Annotated in this window: 18 protein-coding genes; 13 read left to right on the top strand and 5 right to left on the bottom strand. The window is 67.5% G+C overall.

What is annotated here, in order from left to right; genetic code table 11:
- Window positions 1-68: 68 nt before the first annotated feature.
- On the bottom strand, window positions 69-626 hold the full coding sequence (locus RAZWK3B_RS19450; protein ID WP_007818236.1) for a DUF2478 domain-containing protein: 558 nt from the start codon (window positions 624-626) through the stop codon (window positions 69-71).
- Window positions 627-936: 310 nt separating this feature from the next.
- Here RAZWK3B_RS19450 and citF point away from each other — a divergent pair, with 310 nt between their 5' ends.
- The 3 genes from citF to RAZWK3B_RS19435 all read left to right on the top strand — a co-directional run bounded on the left by citF (window position 937) and on the right by RAZWK3B_RS19435 (window position 4,367).
- Window positions 937-2,436: a citrate lyase subunit alpha gene (citF, locus tag RAZWK3B_RS19445; protein ID WP_007818234.1), complete on the top strand. Its 1,500-nt coding sequence runs from the start codon at window positions 937-939 to the stop codon at window positions 2,434-2,436.
- Window positions 2,437-2,508: 72 nt separating this feature from the next.
- Window positions 2,509-3,591, top strand: a complete 1,083-nt coding sequence (locus tag RAZWK3B_RS19440; protein ID WP_007818233.1) for a glycosyltransferase family 4 protein — start codon at window positions 2,509-2,511, stop codon at window positions 3,589-3,591.
- Window positions 3,588-4,367: an inositol monophosphatase family protein gene (locus tag RAZWK3B_RS19435; RefSeq protein ID WP_007818231.1), complete on the top strand. Its 780-nt coding sequence runs from the start codon at window positions 3,588-3,590 to the stop codon at window positions 4,365-4,367. Before RAZWK3B_RS19440 ends, RAZWK3B_RS19435 begins: the two co-directional genes overlap by 4 nt.
- Window positions 4,368-4,387: 20 nt before the next feature.
- On the opposite strand, the gene RAZWK3B_RS19430 is transcribed toward RAZWK3B_RS19435, so the two are convergent.
- Window positions 4,388-5,116, bottom strand: a complete 729-nt coding sequence (locus RAZWK3B_RS19430) for an FkbM family methyltransferase (RefSeq protein WP_007818229.1) — start codon at window positions 5,114-5,116, stop codon at window positions 4,388-4,390.
- A gap of 262 nt (window positions 5,117-5,378) precedes the next feature.
- Between RAZWK3B_RS19430 and RAZWK3B_RS19425 the strand changes: the two genes are divergently transcribed.
- Genes RAZWK3B_RS19425 through RAZWK3B_RS19410 form a run of 4 tightly spaced genes read left to right on the top strand, consistent with a single transcriptional unit; the run spans window position 5,379 to window position 8,344 of the window.
- Window positions 5,379-6,335, top strand: a complete 957-nt coding sequence (locus tag RAZWK3B_RS19425; RefSeq protein ID WP_007818227.1) for a zinc-dependent alcohol dehydrogenase — start codon at window positions 5,379-5,381, stop codon at window positions 6,333-6,335.
- A gap of 9 nt (window positions 6,336-6,344) precedes the next feature.
- A complete protein-coding gene (locus RAZWK3B_RS19420; RefSeq protein WP_007818225.1) occupies window positions 6,345-6,740 on the top strand; it encodes a 6-pyruvoyl trahydropterin synthase family protein in 396 nt (131 codons plus the stop codon).
- Between the two features lies 1 nt (window position 6,741).
- Window positions 6,742-7,530, top strand: a complete 789-nt coding sequence (locus tag RAZWK3B_RS19415) for a class I SAM-dependent methyltransferase (RefSeq protein ID WP_007818223.1) — start codon at window positions 6,742-6,744, stop codon at window positions 7,528-7,530.
- Window positions 7,517-8,344: a RibD family protein gene (locus tag RAZWK3B_RS19410; RefSeq protein WP_007818221.1), complete on the top strand. Its 828-nt coding sequence runs from the start codon at window positions 7,517-7,519 to the stop codon at window positions 8,342-8,344. The genes RAZWK3B_RS19415 and RAZWK3B_RS19410 overlap by 14 nt, the downstream gene beginning before the upstream one ends.
- Here RAZWK3B_RS19410 and RAZWK3B_RS19405 read toward each other — a convergent pair whose 3' ends face one another.
- From RAZWK3B_RS19405 to RAZWK3B_RS19395, 3 genes are read right to left on the bottom strand one after another with little or no spacing between them, the layout of a single operon-like run.
- Window positions 8,345-9,286, bottom strand: coding sequence for a lysylphosphatidylglycerol synthase transmembrane domain-containing protein (locus RAZWK3B_RS19405; protein WP_007818219.1), 942 nt, complete (start codon window positions 9,284-9,286; stop codon window positions 8,345-8,347). It lies immediately after the preceding gene.
- On the bottom strand, window positions 9,286-10,929 hold the full coding sequence (locus tag RAZWK3B_RS19400) for a sulfatase-like hydrolase/transferase (protein WP_232279573.1): 1,644 nt from the start codon (window positions 10,927-10,929) through the stop codon (window positions 9,286-9,288). The genes RAZWK3B_RS19405 and RAZWK3B_RS19400 overlap by 1 nt, the downstream gene beginning before the upstream one ends.
- Window positions 10,930-10,931: 2 nt before the next feature.
- Window positions 10,932-11,684 (bottom strand): CDP-alcohol phosphatidyltransferase family protein, encoded by a 753-nt coding sequence (locus RAZWK3B_RS19395; RefSeq protein WP_007818215.1) that lies wholly within the window; start codon window positions 11,682-11,684, stop codon window positions 10,932-10,934.
- A 132-nt stretch (window positions 11,685-11,816) separates the two neighbouring features.
- Between RAZWK3B_RS19395 and RAZWK3B_RS19390 the strand changes: the two genes are divergently transcribed.
- From RAZWK3B_RS19390 to phnE, 6 genes are all read left to right on the top strand, one after another.
- Window positions 11,817-12,377, top strand: a complete 561-nt coding sequence (locus RAZWK3B_RS19390) for a cytochrome b (protein ID WP_007818213.1) — start codon at window positions 11,817-11,819, stop codon at window positions 12,375-12,377.
- A gap of 98 nt (window positions 12,378-12,475) precedes the next feature.
- Window positions 12,476-14,056: a glucans biosynthesis glucosyltransferase MdoH gene (gene mdoH, locus RAZWK3B_RS19385; RefSeq protein WP_007818211.1), complete on the top strand. Its 1,581-nt coding sequence runs from the start codon at window positions 12,476-12,478 to the stop codon at window positions 14,054-14,056.
- Window positions 14,053-15,558, top strand: coding sequence for an OpgD/OpgG family glucan biosynthesis protein (locus tag RAZWK3B_RS19380; protein ID WP_007818209.1), 1,506 nt, complete (start codon window positions 14,053-14,055; stop codon window positions 15,556-15,558). Before mdoH ends, RAZWK3B_RS19380 begins: the two co-directional genes overlap by 4 nt.
- Window positions 15,559-15,956: 398 nt before the next feature.
- The gene (gene phnD / locus RAZWK3B_RS19375; RefSeq protein ID WP_007818207.1) at window positions 15,957-16,907 is read left to right on the top strand and encodes a phosphate/phosphite/phosphonate ABC transporter substrate-binding protein; all 951 of its coding nucleotides are present in this window, start codon (window positions 15,957-15,959) and stop codon (window positions 16,905-16,907) included.
- Between the two features lie 68 nt (window positions 16,908-16,975).
- Window positions 16,976-17,797 (top strand): phosphonate ABC transporter ATP-binding protein, encoded by an 822-nt coding sequence (gene phnC / locus RAZWK3B_RS19370; protein ID WP_007818205.1) that lies wholly within the window; start codon window positions 16,976-16,978, stop codon window positions 17,795-17,797.
- Window positions 17,794-18,463, top strand: a 670-nt coding sequence (gene phnE / locus RAZWK3B_RS19365; RefSeq protein ID WP_007818204.1) for a phosphonate ABC transporter, permease protein PhnE, incomplete at its 3' end; no start/stop codon positions are given. The genes phnC and phnE, both read left to right, overlap by 4 nt.

Raw genomic sequence — 18,463 nt, 5'->3', positions numbered from 1 at the left:
CAGCAGGTCCAAGCCTGATGGGCGTCCCGGGCCACCGCCGCAAGGCCCAGAAAGGCTGAACGAAGATCCTATGACATCGCTTGGGCGGGCCTTGCGCCCGCCCTTTGCGTCAAGGGCGCGGTCACGCTGTCCACCCACGTCCTCAATGCCGCGGTTTCAGGGGCCAGCGGGATGGCCAGGCCCTCGGTGAAACGCTCGAATGCCTCCCGGTTGAGCGCATTGAGGCCGACAAGCACGGGAATGTCCATCGCCAGAGCCTCGGCGATCACGTCACGAAACCCGCGCCCCTCGGCCTCGTGCTTGCCGAACTTGTTCACGATCAACAGATCAGCGCCCTGCGCCAGCCGCTCGGCCACCAGCCCCACCGCCGTCTCCAGCACATTCGGGTCCAACCGGCAGCCGCGCGCCGATGGCCCCAGATCCTGACTGATGCGCAGCACCGGACCCTCTGGCAGAACGCGCACATTCATGTCGCACGGTCCTGCCGTACCATAGGCGGGGTTGACAGTATTGATCTGGACGGTGCCACAGCACCGAAGGCCAGAGGCCGCCAGCTCCGCCGCAAGCGACGCAAGGATCAGATCCATATCGCCGCGCCCCGGCGCCATCGTGTAGGCAATGTTCATCTGTCATCTCCTCAGACTGGGCAAAGGGTTGGAATGCCACCCGCCCCGTCGAAATTCCGTCCTTGGTCATACCAAGTTCGGCCTGCGCCGCCAATGCCGCCAGTTGCCGCGCGAGCGCTTCGGGATCGTCGGCGCCACGGGCGCATCTTAAACGCAAAGCCACGCACAGACACGGGCGTCCCATTGCCGTCTCAAGGCGCGCGACCTGCAGGGCCGGCGCCGGTGTCCCGCCCGTTGACAGCCTCCGATCCCGGCGGCATGACCCTCCGGGGATCTTTTTTCGCCGACACAGGAACATCAGGACCAGACGATGCGCGACCTTCCGGAACAGATCGAAGGCTACGGCGCCGTGCGCGCCCATGACGACAGCACAGGCCCGGCCCCCTGCCGGTCCAAGCTGCTCGCTGATCTCGATGCCGCCATCGCCGCCTGCGAGCTGTCCGACGGCGCGACTGTGTCGTTCCACCACCATCTTCGCAACGGCGACGCGGTGCTGAACATGGTGCTTGATCGTCTGGCCGCGCGTGGTCTCAAGAACCTGCATGTCGCCGCCACCTCGATCTTCCCGGTCCATGCTCCGCTGGTGGGGCATATCCGCGCCGGCACCGTCACGCGCCTGTCCGCCAGCTTCATATCCGGCCCCGTGGGCGAGGCGATCAGCCATGGCCTCGTGCCGCATCCCGTGGTGCTGCGCACCCATGGCGGGCGGGCACGGGCGCTCGACATGGGCGAATTGCAGGTCGATGCGGCCTTCGTGGCCGCCCCTGCCGCCGACGAGATGGGCAATCTCTCGGGCCGCGTCGGCCCGACCGCCTGCGGCACGCTCGGCTATCCGCTCACCGATGTCGAGGTCGCCCGCCGCGTGATCGCCGTAACCGATACGCTGGTGCCCTTCCCCGCCCCCGCCATAGACATCCCGCAAGGCAAGGTGCATCACGTCGTGGCTGTGGACCGGATCGGCGATGCGTCGGGCATCGCTTCGGGCACGACGACCCCCGCAACCGACCCCGTCAGCACCCGCATCGGAGACACCGCCGCAGCGGTGATCGCCGCCAGCGGCCTCTTGACCGACGGCTTCTCGTTCCAGACCGGCGCGGGCGGCATTTCGCTCTGCACCGCCGCCGCCGTGGGACGCCTGATGATCGAACACCGCGTCACCGGCAGTTTTTGCGCCGGCGGCATCACCGGCTTTCACGTCGACATGCTGAACGCCGGCCTCTTCCGGGCGCTGATGGATGTGCAATGCTTCGATCTCGCGGCGGTGCGCTCTTATCAAACCGATCCCCGTCACCAGATGATGAGCGCGGCCACCTATGCCGCCCCCCATATCGGCGGCGCCGTGGTGGACCGGGTGGATGCCGTGGTTCTGGGCGCCGCCGAGGTGGACCTTGCCTTCAACGTCAACGTGACCACCAAGGCGGGCGGCATCGTGATCGGCGGCTCTGGCGGGCATGCCGACACCGCCGCTGGCGCGCGCCTGACCATCGTCACGACGCGCCTGACCGCTGCGGGCTTTCCCAAGATCGTGCCGCATGTGGGCACCCTGACCACACCCGGCGCAACGGTTGACGTGGTGGTCACCGATCATGGCATCGCGGTCAACCCGCTGCGCCCCGCGCTGGCCGCGCGGTTGCGCGCCGCCGGGCTTGCGCTCTGCGGCATCGAGTCCCTCTGCGATCAGGCCGCCCACCTTGCCACGCGCCCCACACCGCCCAGCCCCTCGGGGCGTATCGTGGCGGTGTCGGAATATCGTGACGGCAGCGTGACCGACGTGATCCGCCAGATCGAGCATGGCCATAGAACCGCCTGACCCGCAGCCCGCCGCATCATTGCCTTGGACCCGCACCGCGCTAAGCCCATTGGCAAGACGCAAGGAACCCTCATGCCCCGCCCACGCCCCGCCGCCTTCGCCATCCCCGGAGACCTGTCCAGTCCGACGGGCGGCTATCACTATGACCGCCACCTTTTGTCCGCCCTGCGCGACGCGGGCCGCGAGGTGGCCCATATCCGCCTGCCCGACGGGTTCCCCCACCCGTCCAAGGCGCAGATGTCCGAAGCCTGCGACCAGCTGGCCAAGGTGCCCTGCGACCACATCCTGATCGTCGATGGTCTGGCCTTCGGCGCGCTGCCCACAGACGCGCTTGACCATATCACCGCCCCGATCGTGGCGCTTGTCCATCACCCGCTTGCCCATGAAAGCGGCCTGCCCCAACCCGAGGCCGCGCGCCTTCGGGCGCTGGAAAAGGCCAATCTCACCCGCGCCGCGCATATCCTCGTGCCAAGCCCTCATATCAAGGATGTCTTGCTGGCCGATTACGCCGTTGATCCAGACCGCATCACGGTGATCCGCCCCGGTCGACCCGATCTCACGCCAAAGACCGCGCCAGCACCCGCCACACCCGATCCCGATGCGCCGCCTCTGATCCTCTCGGTTGGCCTTCTGCATCCCCGCAAGGGCCATGACACCCTGATCGACGCGCTGTCGCAGATCACCGACCAGCCATGGCGCGCGGTCATCGTCGGTGCGCCATGGGCGCCGGGACATGCCGACGCCCTGACCCGGCAGATCGACAGCGCGGGCCTGTCGGGCCGTGTCCATCTCGCAGGCCGGGTCGAGCGTGCCACGCTCGACCGTCTTTATTCCGAGGCCTACGCCTTCGCGCTGGCCACCCGCTACGAAGGCTACGGCATCGTGTTCGACGAGGCGCTGATCCACGGACTGCCCATCGTCTCGACCACCGCAGGCGCGGTGCCCGGCACGGTGCCCGCCGCCGCTGGCACGCTGATCGCCCCCGAAGATGCCAAGGGCTTTGCCGACGCTCTCAGCACCCTTCTGCAGGACAGGACGCTCCACGCCGCCCAATCCGCCGCAGCACTCATGGCCGGTGCGGCCCTTCCCCTCTGGTCCGACGCCGCAGACCTTGTGGGCGTGATCCTCGACCGGATCGCAGGTTACGGCAAATGAGCGCCGCTGATCTCTCGCTCGCCGTGACCCTTGCGCAGCAGGCGGGCGACATTCTCTTGCGTCATTGGCAGACCCGCGACAGCCTCGCCATCAGCACCAAACGCGCGGGCGATTTCATGTCCCACGCCGATCTCGATGCCGAAACCTTTCTGCGTGACGCGTTGCGCACCGCCCGCCCCTCCGACGGCTGGCTTGGCGAGGAAACCGGTGCAGACGGAAGCTCCAAGCGTGTCTGGATCGTCGATCCGCTGGACGGCACCACCAATTTTCTGCGGGGCATCCCGCATTGGGCCGTCTCCATCGCCCTGCGCGAAGCGGGCAGGCTCACCGTCGGCGTGATCCACGACCCGATCAAATCCGAAACCTTCGCCGCGCGATGCGGCGCCCCGGCTACCCTGAACGGCCAACCGATCCGGACCGCCCCGACCACAACCCTCGAGCCTGCCCTTTTCGGCACCGGCATTCCCTTCGGCGGCATGGCCCATATCGACGACCACGCCGCCGATATCGCGCGGCTGATGCCGCTCTGCGCGGGTGTGCGCCGGATGGGGGCCGCTTCGCTTGACCTGGCCTATGTCGCCGCAGGGCGGCTCGATGGCTTCTGGGAACGCCGCCTGCAGCCTTGGGACATTGCCGCAGGCCTCGTGATCCTGCAGCAATCCGGCGCACGGACCGAAGGCTGGCACAGCACCGAAAACCCTCAGGACAGCGGCACGGTCATCGCCGCAGCACCCGCCTTGTTCGACGCCTTCGCCCGCGTCCTTCGCGCGGGCTGAACCACGCGGATCACACGCCGTTACTCAGGCAGGCGCGCAAACAGATCACCCGAGCTCGCATCCGCCTGCAACCCGTCCAGCCATTCCCTCGCCGCCGCCGCATCGCGCCAATCCGGCCACAAGAAGCCTCCCGTCTCGCCCTGCACCGGGTTGAACCGGTACTCCCCCAGCTCCGACAGCCGGTCGATCACCGCATGGGTCAGATGCGGAAATCCCGGCAGAAACTCGACCGAGATGAGCGGCACCGGCTGCGACAGCCCCGCCAGAACGTCAATCTCGAACCCCTCGACATCGATCTTGATGTAACGCGGCACGCCATATTGCGCGATCAGCCCATCCAGCGTGACCATCCGCACGCGCTGCCTGCGATCCCATTTCACATGGCCGAAACCGGGCGCATCCCGCGCGCCCTCGACGAAATCGCCGCGCAAGGACGACACGGTGGGATGACGCGACGACACAGCCATCTCGGCCTCGGTCTCACTGGCGCCCGCCGCCGCCTCGATCAGGGTGATATCGCGCGGCAACGTGAGGCGCAGAAACCCTGCAAACGGGTGTTGCGGCTCCAATGCCACGACCCGCGCGCCCGCCGCCCGCATCGCCCGTGCCCTCGTGCCCACATGCGCGCCCACATCGATCACCAGATCCCCGGGTTCCAGAAGACCGTGATAGAACCGCCGCCAGGCCCGCCTCGACACGGGATTGTGATAGATCACCAGCGACCGAAGAAACCCCATCCAAAGCGCCATTGCCCCGCCTTTCCACAGTCTGATAACATCCAGATAGCACGCCCTCGCGGCTGTCCAGCGCCCCGATCGGCAAAGCTTTGCACATTTTTCGCAAGCCACTTGTCTTGGGCTGTGGTGGCCTACCTACTTAAGTATAGGACACGGATATCGGACCCGCGACAATGCACAGTCGACCCACCAGCGCTCAGCGCCGCCAGTCCGCCCGCTTTGCGGGTCGCGGTCGCGTGTCCGGGGCGTCCATCCTGACCCCGCAGGTTCTGGCATGACCGCAACCGCGCTGTGGTGTATCGCACCCCACACGGTCGATCTGCGACCGGCCCAACTGGGCGAGGGGATCGGCGTCGAGACGCTGTTCACCGCAATCAGCCGCGGCACCGAACGGCTGGTCTTCGAAGGCCGCGTGCCCACAAGCGAGGCGCAGACCATGCGCGCCCCCGCTCAGGAAGGCGCCTTTCCCTTTCCGGTCAAATACGGCTATTGCGCCGTTGGCCGCGTGTCCGATGGCGATCTGCGCGGGCGCGCCGTTTTTGCCCTGCATCCCCACCAGACCCGCTTTCGCATGGACCGCGCGATGCTGACCCCCCTGCCCGACGACCTGCCCCCCGAACGTGCCGTGCTGGGGGCCAATATGGAAACCGCGTTGAATATCCTGTGGGACAGCGGCGCTGCGGCGGGCGACCGGATCGCCGTGATCGGCGCAGGCGTCGTGGGCGCGCTTACCGGATATCTTGCCTCCCGCCTGCCCGGCGCCGATGTCACCCTGATCGACACCGCCCCCGGTCGCGCCGCTCTGGCCGACACGCTCGGCTGCGCCTTTGCCGCGCCGGACATGGCCCCCGAAGGATGCGACGTGGTCATGCATGCCACCGCCAGCGCCGCGGGCCTTGCCACCGCGATCGACTGCGCCGGCGCGGGCGCCACCATCGTCGAGGCAAGCTGGCATGGCGAGGGGTCCACGCCCGTGCCGCTTGGCGGCGCCTTCCACAGCCGCCGCCTGCGCCTTGTCAGCAGTCAGGTGGGCCACCTGCCCCCCGCCCGCACCCCGCGCTGGACCCATGCGCGCCGCATGGCCAAGGCGCTCGATCTGCTGCGCGATCCGGCGCTCGATGCGCTGATCTCGGGCGAAACCCCGTTCGAGGATCTGCCCGCGCACTACGCCCGGATCCTCACCGATCCCGACACGCTGTGTCACCGCATCCGCTACACCACACCCACCTGAGGAGAGCCCATGTTCGCCGTCGAAGTCCGTGACCATATCATGATCGCCCATTCCCTGCCCTCGCCCGTCTTCGGCCCGGCCCAGGGCATGCACGGCGCGACCTTCACCGTCGACGCAGCCTTCTATACCGCCGATATCGACGCGCACGGGCTGGTCGTGGATATCGGTCTCGCGACCGAGGCGCTGACCGATACACTGGCGCCGCTGCGCTACAAGAACCTCGACGAAATCCCTGAATTCGCGGGAAAATTCACGACAACCGAATTCCTGTGCAAACATATCTTCGACCGCATGGCCGAGGCGGTCCGCGACGGGCGCCTCAAGGATGACGGGCGCGTGCGCAAGCTGCGCATCCAGCTGCACGAAAGCCACGTCGCCCGCGCCTGGTATGAGGGTGACATCTGACATGGCCTTCACCGCCGACTGGCTGGCCCTTCGCGAACCCGCCGACCATGCCGCGCGGGACAGCACCCTGCTGCGCCGCGCGGCAAAGGCGGCGGGGGCCACGCCGGTCATTCTGGATCTCGGCTGCGGCACCGGCTCGACCGTGCGCGCCATGGCGCCGCATCTGCCGGCGGGCACAACTTGGCGGCTGGTGGACAATGACCCCGCCTTGCTGGCGCTGGCCGCCAAGGCCGCAGGCCCCGAGACAAGAACATATTCCCTCGATCTGGCCGATCCGGGCGCGCTGCCCCTCGGCGGGGTGACGCTCGTGACCGCCTCGGCGCTGCTTGACCTCATGCCGCGCGACTGGGTCGCGGCGCTAGCCGCGCGGCTCACGGTGCCGTTTTATGCCGCGCTCTCATATGACGGGCAGATGTCCTGGGAGCCCGCCGATCCCCTGGATGCGCCTGTCACCGAAGCCTTCAACCGCCACCAGCTGAGCGACAAGGGGCTTGGCCCCGCCCTTGGCCCCGGCGCCGTCACCGCAAGCACCGCCATCTTTGACGCGGCGGGCTTCGACGTGGCGCAGGCCGACAGCCCTTGGGCCCTTGGCCCCGACACCGCGACACTTCATGCCAGCCTGCTCGAGGGCATCGCCACCGCCGCCGCCGAAACCGGCTTGGCCGAGGCTCTAGACTGGGGCCAAAGACGCCGCGACCGCGCCGTGCAGACAATCTGCACCATCGGGCACGGCGACATTCTGGCCCTGCCCCGTTCCCTCTCCACGGAGACCACCCATGCAGCCGATTGATGTCAATTCCCGCGTCTGGGACCGGCTTCTGGCCGTGCGTCAGGGCTTGTCCTGCACCTGTTGCGGCCGTTGGAGCCAAAACGAAAACGCCGCCCTGGCACTCTACGGCCCCCTGGCGCGGCGCGATTTGGGACCGATCACCGTGGCCCAGATCGGCCAGTCTCTGGACGGGCGCATCGCCACCGTCACGGGCGACGCGCGCGACGTCTCCGGCCCCGACGGGCTGGCGCATCTGCACCGGATGCGGGCGCTGGTCGATGGCGTGGTCATCGGCGTGCGCACCGCGCTGCATGACAGCCCGCGCCTGACCGTTCGGCTGTGCAAAGGTCCGAACCCCGCACGCATCGTCATCGACCCACGCGGACGCCTGCCCGATGACGCCCCCCTGCTGCGCGCCGACGGCACCCGCCGGATCGTCATTCAGGCCGTGGACCGCCCCCGCCCCGCCGGGGTCGAGGTGATCCGCCTGAACGACCGCGAAAGCCTGCTCGACCCGGCTCAGATCCTCTCGGCGCTGCGGGCCAAGGGCCTCTCGACCCTGATGATCGAAGGGGGCGGGATCACCATCTCGCGCTTTCTCGAAGCACGGCGTCTCACCCGGTTGCAAGTGGCCGTGGCCCCGCTTCTGATCGGCGCCGGGCCTCAGGGGCTGACCATGCCCTCGCCCACCGAGAAACTCTCGGACGCGATCCGCCCGCAGACCCGCGCCTTTTCGCTGGGATCGGATGTGGTGTTCGACTGCGCCCTCGATGACACCGCACTGGCCGCAGGCGTGCCGCTGCATGCGCGACCCGCCCGGCTCGCGCGGCCCTGATCAACCCGGCATCACCGGCGCGCGGCGCCGCTTGAGCACGATCGCAACCCCCGGCAGCACCGAAACCAGCAACATCAGGCCGAAGGCCACACTGGCGGCCAGCCCGCCCGCCGCCGAGGCACCGGCCACCGGAAACAGCACCGCCGCCGCCCCCTCTCGCAGCCCCCAGCCGCCGATCGTCAGCGGCACCAGCATCATCAGCAAGATCAGCGGCACGAAGGCCGCCACGGCGGCCACCGACAGGGGATGCCCCACCGCCTGCGCGCAAAAGCCGAACGCCGCCAGATTGCAGATCGTGGTCGCAAGGCTGAGCGCGATCTGCGGGCCGATCACCTGCCGCGCGAAAAGGCACCGCACCATCCCCTGCCAGACCGGCGCCACCGCCCGCCCGATCCGGCCCCGCATACGGGCCAGCACCGCGCCACACACCGGCAAAGCCAACCCGCAGGCCAAGCCCAGCACAACGGGCCAGATCAGCCAGTCGGGCCAGACAACGCCCCCCGGCACCGCGACCGTCAGCCCGAACGCCAGCGCCGTGACCGCGAAAAGCCCCATCTGCCCCGCAAGACGCTCGAACACCACCGCCTGACCGGATGCCAGTAACCCCGCCTGCCCCCGCGCGCGGATCGCGCGGCCCGCATCCCCAATCACGCCCCCGGGCAGCGATTGGTTCACCACCTGGCTCAGGTAATATTCCCGCACCGCCTCATTGATGCTCAGATGGATGCCCAAGGGCGCCGCCGTCACCCGCCAGCGCAGTGCCGAAAGCACCGTCTGCAGGCTCAGCGCAGCAAGCGCAGCGGCCAGCCAGCGCATATCCGCCCCGGCCAGACTGCGCGCCGCCTCTTCTCCGCCAGCGACCCGCCACAGCAGGGCCAGCAGCCCCACCGCCAGCACCCCTTGCCCCGCGCGTATCACCGTCCCCCGGATGCCGCGGCGCATCACTGCGTGACCCGGGCCGAACCAGCCTCGCCCACGCTCGGGCTCGAATAGGCCTCGATCAGCAGGTCGCGCATCTCCTGCATCCCGCGGATCGGCCTGTCCGGGTCGGGGATCAGACCCTCGCTCCAGCCCCAGCTCTCGATCCGCGCCACCAGATGCGGCGGCCCGATCACATGCACCGGCACGTCCGCGCGCGTATCCAGCGCCACGAAATCCGCCGCCTGATGATCCCCCAGCACGATCATCAGCGGCGCGGTGCCCGCGTGCCGCTCGGCATAGGCGAAGACCACCGACAGCGCATAATCCACCGCATCGCGATACTGCTCGCGCACCCGGTCCCGGTCGCGCCAGACCTCTTCCGGCGTCGGCCCGGACGTGGCCATCTCGTTGAACACCTGCCCATCCCCGATGCTGTCCCACTCCACCAAGTCCGGCACAGGCACCCACGGCGCATGCGACGAGCCAAGCGCCATCTGCACAAAGGACGGCCCATCCGCCTGCCCGTTGCGCACCAGCCGGTCCAGCGCCGCAAAGGTGAATTGATCGGGCATCGTCACCCAGTTGAACGGCGCGCCCTCATATCCCAGATCCGCCGCCGCCAGCACCGTGTCAAAGCCCATCACCGCCGATTCCGGCCAGTCGAGCGTGATCTGCGGCATCACCGCCGCCGTGTGAAACCCCGACCTTGCCGCGATATGAAACAGCGTCTCGCGCCCCGAGGCCAGCACCGCACCATAGCGCGTCTGATCGTTGACCAGAAGACCATTGGCGAAAGTCGCATGCGACAGCCAGCTTTGCCCGCCGCGCGTCGGCGCGCGCAGCAGTCCCGACACCATCGACAGCCCCAGATCGCGCAGCACCGCCTCGTTGCGCTCCAGCGTCTCGCGATGCTGGCCCGCATAAAAGGGCGTATCCAGACTGGTGCGGCCATAGCTTTCGACGAACACCACCAGCACATCGCGGTCGATCCCGTCCAGCAGGCCAGTCGCCCCGGCATAGGGATCTTGCCGCGCCGCGATGCGAAACGCCCTGAGATCGCGCAGCGTGTCGCGCACCATGACCACCCGCTCGACACCCACGCGCGCCGTGAAAGCCGCACCGGGCGGGCTTACCCCAAGGCTCCAGCGGCCCATGGTCTGCCCGATCTCGGCCACCGCCACCACCGCCGACAGCACCGCCCCCGTGCCCGCGATCCATGCGGTGACCTTTGGTGCGGCAAGCACCGCCCAAACCCCCGTCGCCCACCAGATCGCCCAACCGATCCCGATGGCCGCCGCAACCGCCGCCAGACCGACCAAAGCCGCGGGCACCACGCCAATGGAGCCCGCCAGCAACCTCAAGCCCGCCTCGATCAGCATGACATCCGCCACCGGGTTGAACCCGCGCGCCAGCGCCGTGAACATCGCGAAATCAGCCGTCTTGAGGATAACCAGACTCGTCAGCGCCGCGCTCAGCACGATCCGCAGCACAAGCACCGCCCGCCCCCTCAGGGCCACAAGCCCAAGCAGCAGGGCCGGCAATTCCAGCGGCACCAGCACCAGCGCCCGCCAGGTCATCGCCGCCGGATGATTGGGCTGGATCAGCACCAGATGCAGCACCAGCGCCGCCACCAGCAGCCGGATCAGCCCGCTACGGCCCGGCACGCTCAAGCGCGCCTCCTCCATAACCACAGGATGTCGCGCCCGAACGACCAGCACAGCGCCGCCGCCGCCAACGTGATCGCCGCATGGGCCAGCGGCACCGGCAGACCCGGCACCTGCAGGCCGATCAGAACCCCGATCTGGATCACGCAGACCCATTTGCGCCCGATCCGGTCGGGCAACGGCGCGTCCAGCCACGGCAAAATCCGGCCCGCAGCGGCAAAGACATAGCGCGGCATCCCAAGCGCAAGCACCGCCGCCCCGGCACTTCCCGCCGCAAAGGCACTCACCGCCAGCACCAGCCCCAGCCCCGCATCCACCTCCATGTCGAAGCGCGCGCCGAATTGCGACACCAGATGCTGCCGCCGCGCAAGCCAGCCATCCACCCCGTCAAGCGCCAGCGCAACCGCCGCCACCATCAGAACACCCCATTGCGCCCCGCTTCCCGACACAAGCGGCGCAACCAGCGCCGACATCAGCGCGAGGCGCAACAGCGTCACCAGATTGCACAGGCCCAGCGCGCGATGCGGATAGCTGCGCGCCATCACCCACCCCGCCAGCACGACCGCCGCGCCATAGACGCCGAGGGCCGCGCCCACCGGCAGCCACCCTTGCGCCTTCAGCCCGAATCCAAGCCCCACGACCACCACAGCCCCCAGACCAGCCGCCGCCGCGAACCGCCGAAGCGGAACCAGCCGACCGCCAGGGTCGGGCGCATGGGGCACAGGCCGTGCCATATCGGGATAAGCGATGCTCATTCCTCTTAGTTTAGCTCAGCGCGGCCACGGTCAAGCCCTCCCTTGCAGGCCCGGACCTTGCTGCGCGCCCATCCGCTCAAGCACTTGAACCCGCCCCTCTCGACGCTACCTGAAGATGAAACGAGGCCCAGCATGATGGATCACACCGCTCCGCAGTACACGACGACCGCCCGGCTCCTGCACTGGATCATGGCCGTGCTGGTGCTCGCGATGATCGCTGCAGGCTTCTTGATGGTGCAGGACGGGCTTGGCCGCTCGCTCCAGAACGCGCTCTTCATCTTTCACAAGAATGTCGGTGTGCTGGTGCTGCTCCTGATGGTCCTGCGCATCGCCTATCGCCTGATCCAGCCGCCGCCACCCCTGCCCGCGGATCTGCCCTCCTGGCAGGCCCGCGCCGCTGGCGCGAGCCATCTGGCGCTTTATGTCCTGCTCGTGGTGATGCCCGTTGCGGGCTATGTCAGGGTCAAGGCCGGTGGCTTCCCGATCGAGGCTCTGGATGCGCTTGGCGTCCCCTCGCTCGTGCCGCGCTCCGAGGGGCTGGCCGATCTTGCGAAAGCCGTTCACCATTATGCCGCATTTGTGATCGCCGGGATCGTGCTTGTGCATGTTTCCGCCGCTTTCTACCACGGAATGCTGCGGCGCGACGGCGTCTTTTCGCGCATGTGGCCACCCGTGATCCGTTCCGCGAAATAGCCTCTTGTCGGGCCGAAAGCGCACGATATGTGTTGGCGCTAACTGACCCTAGAATCAACGACATCAGCCCTTTTTTCAACGGATGAAATCCCACTGCCATGGCCCTCTCCGAACATCTTCTTCGACCGGCGGGAACGCCGGCCGCATCATGGCTCCCCTCGCCCGGCGCGGGCACGGCATTTGCCGCGCTCACGCTGGCGCTCGCAACGCTCATCACCGGGGCCTTCGCCCTGTCGATCAGCCATTGGTCACCGCTTGCCATAGCCGCGCTGGCGCTGCTCGCGCTCAACGCGGCCTGGGTCTCGGGGGGCGCGGCCACCGCCCTGATCGGGCTTCTGGCGCCCGCCCGGCCGATGCCATCTGTCCCCGATCACTGGACCCCGTCCAGCCGCACCGCGATCCTCGTGCTCCTGTGCAAGGAAGACCCCGACGCTCTCGCGGCCTATCTGCGTGATCTCGGCGCCCGCCTGCAGCGCCGTGGGCTGGACCGGGCTACCGCCATTTTCGTGCTGTCGGACACCTCGGGCGAGGCGTTTGTCGCCCGCGAAGAGGCCGCGATGCGCGCTCTGGTGGCCAACGGCACGATCACCTATCGCCGCCGCGCCCTCAATACCGGGCGCAAACCCGGCAATATCGCCGATTGGCTGGACGATCAGGGCGCAGACTTCGACCATATGCTGATCCTCGACGCCGACAGCCGCATGTCCTGCACGCGCATCCGCCGCCTCATCCACCAGATCGAGACGCGCCCCCGCACCGGCCTCATTCAGGCCGGCATGGCCCTGATCCCGGCGCAAAGCCGCTTCGGCCAGCTTCAGCGCAACGCCGTGCGCCTGATGTCGGCCAATTTCGGGCGTGGCATGGCGGCATGGACAGGCCGTAACGGCAATTACTGGGGACATAACGCGATCATCCGCATCGCCGCCTTCCGCAATGCCGCGCGCCTGCCCCATCTGCCGGGGCGCGCCCCCTTCGGTGGCCCCCTGCTCAGCCATGATTTCATCGAAGCCGCCTTCCTGCGCCGGGATGGCTGGTCGGTCGAGCTTGACCCCGATCTGACCGGCAGCGCCGAGGATGCCCCCCAGACCCTCGACGCCTTCCACCGCCGCGACCGCCGCTGGTGTCAGGGCAACCTGCAGCATCTCCTCATGCTCACCGCCCCCGGATTGCACCCGGTCAGCCGGTTTCACCTCGCCTCTGGCGTTGTCAGCTATCTCGCCGCGCCGATCTGGCTGCTGCTGGTGATCCTGATGGCCTCGGGCGCGGTGCCGGTGTCCAGCGCCCTTCCCTTCGCGCTCATTGCCGCCGTGCTTCTGCTGCCCAAGCTCTGCGCCCTTGTCGGCAGGATCGCGCGGGATCGAACCGCGCGCCGCCGATGGATCAGCCTGCGCGCCTGGACCGCCGAGCTGATCCTCTCGAGCCTCGTCGCCCCGATCATGATGATCCGTCAGACAGGATCGGTGCTCTCGGTGGTCTCTGGCCGCGACTGCGGTTGGAAATCCGCGCGCGCGCCCCGCTGGCAGCCCCCTCGCGGCCTGCCCGAAAGCAGCGCGGGCCTTGCCATCGCAGCCCTGGCCTCAGTCTCCGAAGCGGGCGCGACACTCTGGCTGTTGCCGCTGATCCTGCCGCTTCTGGCCGCCCCCCTGCTTGTGCGCCTGCTGGACGCGCCCGCCCGATGAAACGCCGCGCCTTTCTCGCCGGGGCCTCGGCCCTGCTGGCCGCCCCCCGCACCCTGTCGGCCGGCACAGCCGTGCCCGCCGATCTTCTCGGATTGGCGCGCAGCATGGCCCGCCAAGCCTACAGGCCCAATGAAACACCCCTGCCCGCGCCCTTCGCCGGGCTGGACTATGACGCCTATCGCGGCATCCGCCCCCTTGCGGGGCGGGCCGCACAACTGCCGGTCGGTCCGGGCTACAGCGTGGACCTCCTGCCGCCGGGTCTCTATTTTCCCGATCCCGTGCAGATCGAACTGCCCCATCCCGAGGGTGTGCACGAGGTGCCCTTTTCGCCCGATCTCTTCAGCTTCGAGCCGCGCTATTTCGGCGACATCCCCGACACCGCCCCCGGCGCGGGCTTCTCGGGCCTGCGTCTGCGCCACCCGCTCAACAGCCCCGACGTGCTGGACGAGGTGATGGTCCTGCAAGGCGCCAGCTACTTCCGCGCCATCGGTCAGGCCATGGCCTATGGCCTTTCCGCGCGCGCCGTGGCGCTTGGCACCGGTGGCCCCACGCCCGAGGAATTTCCCCGCTTCACCCATCTGCGCCTGCATCCGCCCCAAGACGGCAAGATCAGGCTGGAAGGCGTGATCGACAGCCCGTCGCTTGCCGGTCACATCGACATGACCCTGCATCCCGGCACGGACACGCGTATGCAGATCGCAACCACCCTTCTGCCCCGCCGCGAGATCGCAGATATCGGCGTCGCCCCCCTGACCTCGATGTATCTCAAGGGACCGATGCGCGCGGCGGTGTCCGATGATTTCCGCCCCCGCGTGCATGACAGCAACGTGCTGGCGATCACCAATGGCGCGGGCGAGCATCTGTGGCGTCCCATCGCCAATCCCGCCACCCTGCAAGCGTCGGCCTTCGTCGATAACGGCCCCTCGGCCTTCGGTCTGTTCCAGATCCCCCGCCGCTACGCCGATTACGAGGATACCGAGGCCCGTTACCACGACCGCCCCTCTGCCATGGTGCGCCCCACCGGCAATTGGGGGCGCGGCGCCGTGGTGCTGGTGGAGATTCCGACCGATACGGAATTCATGGACAATATCGTGGCCTTCTGGCGCCCCGAGGCACCGCTCCTGCCCGGCAGCGAACACAGCTTCCGTTACAGCCTTGACTGGACGCTCGGTCGCCCCGATCAGACACCGCCGATGCGCATCCTGCAAAGCCGGTCTGGCCGCGAACACGATCAACCCGGTACGCGGCGTTTCGTGATCGACCTCTCCGGCGCCCCCGACGGGCTCAGCCCCGATATCTCGGTCAACGGCCCCGCCGAGATCCGCGGCATCGGCGCCTTCGCCCTGCCTGAGGGGCTTGGCACCCGTGTGACCTTCCTCCTGACCCCCAAGGACACCAGCGCGCTTGAGCTGCGCATGGTGATGCGCAACGACGCCTCGGGCCAGCCGGCAAGCCCCATCTGGCTGCACCGCTGGACCCCGGCCCGTGACGGCGGGGTGTGACGGCGGGGTATGACCCGGCGGATCCCGGGCGCCCTGCGGCTCGAAACCCGGCCTACACACTGCAATCCGGCGTTACACCCGACGGCGACACATTCGGCGCCGGTATCGGCAAGATCATCCGGCGGCGATTGCAGGCCACCCCACCCCACCCAACCGAACTATGGACTTAATTCCCTTTTAAAACAATAACTTGAAATCCATAGTTGATATAACGGATCAACAGCACATCCAGCGTTGATCGAAACAAACTCTTGGGGCAAACTCTACGGACGTTTGCCACGGGCCCTCTGCGACACTCTGGCCCGCACCACTTCGGGACGAACCGGCGACAGGGTCAATATCCTGTTACATTCGCTCGCTACGCCCGGCTGACAGATGTACTCAAAGGGGGGGAACCCATGAAACTCACGACGACGCTGACCGCTCTTCTCGCCTTGACCGTGGCGCTGCCCGCTCAGGCCGAATTCAAACTGGGCGACCGCTACACCGACGCAGATGGCGACCTGATCGCCGACATTCCCGCCGATGCGTCCGAATGGATCGATCCCGACACGCTGATCTTCGCCTACACGCCCGTCGAAGACCCGGCCGTCTATGCCGAAGTCTGGCAGGGCTTTCTTGACCACATGTCCGAAGTGACCGGCAAGCGGGTGCAGTTCTTCCCCGTGCAGTCGAACGCCGCCCAGATTGAAGCGATGCGCGCGGGCCGCCTGCATGTCGCAGGCTTCAACACCGGCTCCAACCCTCTCGCCGTGGCCTGCGCGGGCTTCCGGCCTTTCGCGATGATGGCCGCCGACGACGGCTCGTTCGGCTATGAGATGGAAATCATCACCTACCCCGATTCAGGCGTCACCGCGGTCGAGGATCTCAAGGGCAAACAACTGGCCTTCACCTCGGAAACCTCCAACTCGGGCTTCAAGGCGCCTTCCGCGATCCTCAAGGCCGAATTCGACATGGTCGCCGGCGAGGACTTCGAAGCCGTCTTCTCGGGCGCGCATGACAACTCGATTCTCGGCGTCGCCAACAAGGACTATATCGCTGCCTCGATCGCCAACTCGGTCAAGGCCCGGATGCTCGACCGCGAGGTGGTGACCGATGATCAGCTGGTCACGATCTACACCTCGCAGACCTTCCCGACCACCGGCTACGGCACCGTCTACAACCTCGCCCCCGAGCTGCAGGACAAGATCCGCGAGGCGTTCTTCAGCTATGACTGGACAGACTCGCCACTGGCCGAGGAATTCAACCGTAACGGCGAAGACAAGTTCGTCGAGATCACCTTCAAGGACGAATGGTCCGTGATCCGCACGATCGACGCGGCCAATAACGTCGTCTACGAATGTAACTGAACAAGTTACCTTGCTGTTCCCTGCGGGCGGTCCCTGACCGCCCGCATGTCTTGTCGAAAGGGCCACCCATGCTGCATCTCGAACACCTGTCCAAGACCTACAAGACAGGTGAGACCGCACTCCACGACGTGACCCTTGATGTGCCCAAAGGTCAGATCCTCGGCCTTATCGGCCCCTCCGGCGCGGGCAAATCCACGCTGATCCGCTGCATCAACCGCCTGGTCGAACCCAGTTCGGGCAAGGTGCTTCTGGGCGATGTCGATCTGGCCAAATTGGGCAAGGCCGATCTGCGCCGGCAACGCCGCCGGATCGGGATGATCTTTCAGGAATACGCCCTCGTCGAACGCCTGACCGTGATGGAAAACGTGCTCTCGGGACGCTTGGGCTATGTGCCCTTCTGGCGCAGCTTCCTGCGCAAATATCCCCCCGCCGACATTCAGCGCGCTTATGCCCTGCTGGATCGTGTGGGGCTGATCGACCATGCCGACAAGCGCGCCGACGCCCTTTCGGGCGGTCAGCGTCAGCGCGTCGGCATCGCCCGTGCGCTTGCACAGGATCCCGAATTGCTGCTGGTGGACGAACCCACCGCCAGCCTCGATCCCAAGACCAGCCGCCAGATCATGCGCCTTCTGACCGAGATTTGCACCGAACGCGGCCTGCCCGCCATCGTCAATATCCATGACGTGCCGCTGGCCCAGCAATTCATGCAGCGCATAGTCGGCCTGCGCGCGGGGCGCGTTGTGTTCGACGGCGCTCCCGACGCCCTGACCGAATCCGCCCTGACCCAGATCTACGGCGAGGAAGACTGGAACGCCATGCGCGCCGGCGACGCCGAACAGGCCGCCGCCGAAGCCGAAGCCCGCGACCGCATCGCGGCGCTTGCCAAATGACCGCCCGTTCCTATCCCACCACGTGGCGCCGCCCTCCGCAGATCGTCAAGGATCGGCGCTGGCGGCTGGCGCTCCAGATCGGCATCCTCGTCTATCTGGTGCTCGCCGTCGGCTCGGTCGAGGTCAACTGGGCGCGCGTCTATGACGGGCTGGAACGCGGCCAGCGCTTCATCATGGGCTTCCTGCAACCCGATTTCTCCAGCCGCTGGCGCGACATCAGCCAGGGCCTCGTCGAAAGCCTGACGATGACGCTCACCTCCACGGTGGTGGGCGTGGCGATATCGGTGCCCATCGGCATCGGCGCCGCGCGCAACCTGGCGCCGCGCTGGATCTATTACATCTGCCGCAGCATCATCGCCGTCAGCCGCGCCTTGCAGGAAATCATCATCGCGATCTTCTTCGTGGCGATGTTCGGCTTTGGCCCCTTCGCGGGCTTCCTGACCCTCAGCTTCGCCACCATCGGCTTCATCGCCAAGCTCTTGGCCGACGATATCGAGGAAATCAACGAATCCCAGGCCGAGGCGATCCGCTCCACCGGCGCCTCGTGGTGGCAGGTGGTCAACTACGCCATCCAGCCACAGGTCATGCCGCGCCTGATCGGCCTGTCGCTCTACCGGCTCGACATCAATTTCCGCGAAAGCGCGGTGATCGGCATCGTCGGCGCAG

Source organism: Roseobacter sp. AzwK-3b, from assembly GCF_000170875.1.
In the GTDB taxonomy this organism is placed as follows: domain Bacteria; phylum Pseudomonadota; class Alphaproteobacteria; order Rhodobacterales; family Rhodobacteraceae; genus Roseovarius; species Roseovarius litoreus.
This window is presented reverse-complemented; position numbering and strand designations above follow the sequence as displayed.

Excerpts from the sequence above, each read along its gene's own strand:
- RAZWK3B_RS19410 (WP_007818221.1), top strand. The coding sequence starts at position 7,517 with ATGCAGCCGATTGATGTCAATTCCCGCGTCTGGGACCGGCTTCTGGCC.
- phnC (WP_007818205.1), top strand. The coding sequence starts at position 16,976 with ATGCTGCATCTCGAACACCTGTCCAAGACCTACAAGACAGGTGAGACC.
- citF (WP_007818234.1), top strand. The coding sequence starts at position 937 with ATGCGCGACCTTCCGGAACAGATCGAAGGCTACGGCGCCGTGCGCGCC.
- RAZWK3B_RS19405 (WP_007818219.1), bottom strand. The coding sequence starts at position 9,286 with ATGCGCCGCGGCATCCGGGGGACGGTGATACGCGCGGGGCAAGGGGTG.
- phnD (WP_007818207.1), top strand. The coding sequence starts at position 15,957 with ATGAAACTCACGACGACGCTGACCGCTCTTCTCGCCTTGACCGTGGCG.
- RAZWK3B_RS19390 (WP_007818213.1), top strand. The coding sequence starts at position 11,817 with ATGATGGATCACACCGCTCCGCAGTACACGACGACCGCCCGGCTCCTG.
- RAZWK3B_RS19430 (WP_007818229.1), bottom strand. The coding sequence starts at position 5,116 with ATGGCGCTTTGGATGGGGTTTCTTCGGTCGCTGGTGATCTATCACAAT.
- RAZWK3B_RS19415 (WP_007818223.1), top strand. The coding sequence starts at position 6,742 with ATGGCCTTCACCGCCGACTGGCTGGCCCTTCGCGAACCCGCCGACCAT.
- RAZWK3B_RS19435 (WP_007818231.1), top strand. The coding sequence starts at position 3,588 with ATGAGCGCCGCTGATCTCTCGCTCGCCGTGACCCTTGCGCAGCAGGCG.
- mdoH (WP_007818211.1), top strand. The coding sequence starts at position 12,476 with ATGGCCCTCTCCGAACATCTTCTTCGACCGGCGGGAACGCCGGCCGCA.
- RAZWK3B_RS19395 (WP_007818215.1), bottom strand. The coding sequence starts at position 11,684 with ATGAGCATCGCTTATCCCGATATGGCACGGCCTGTGCCCCATGCGCCC.
- RAZWK3B_RS19420 (WP_007818225.1), top strand. The coding sequence starts at position 6,345 with ATGTTCGCCGTCGAAGTCCGTGACCATATCATGATCGCCCATTCCCTG.
- RAZWK3B_RS19380 (WP_007818209.1), top strand. The coding sequence starts at position 14,053 with ATGAAACGCCGCGCCTTTCTCGCCGGGGCCTCGGCCCTGCTGGCCGCC.
- RAZWK3B_RS19425 (WP_007818227.1), top strand. The coding sequence starts at position 5,379 with ATGACCGCAACCGCGCTGTGGTGTATCGCACCCCACACGGTCGATCTG.
- RAZWK3B_RS19450 (WP_007818236.1), bottom strand. The coding sequence starts at position 626 with ATGAACATTGCCTACACGATGGCGCCGGGGCGCGGCGATATGGATCTG.
- RAZWK3B_RS19440 (WP_007818233.1), top strand. The coding sequence starts at position 2,509 with ATGCCCCGCCCACGCCCCGCCGCCTTCGCCATCCCCGGAGACCTGTCC.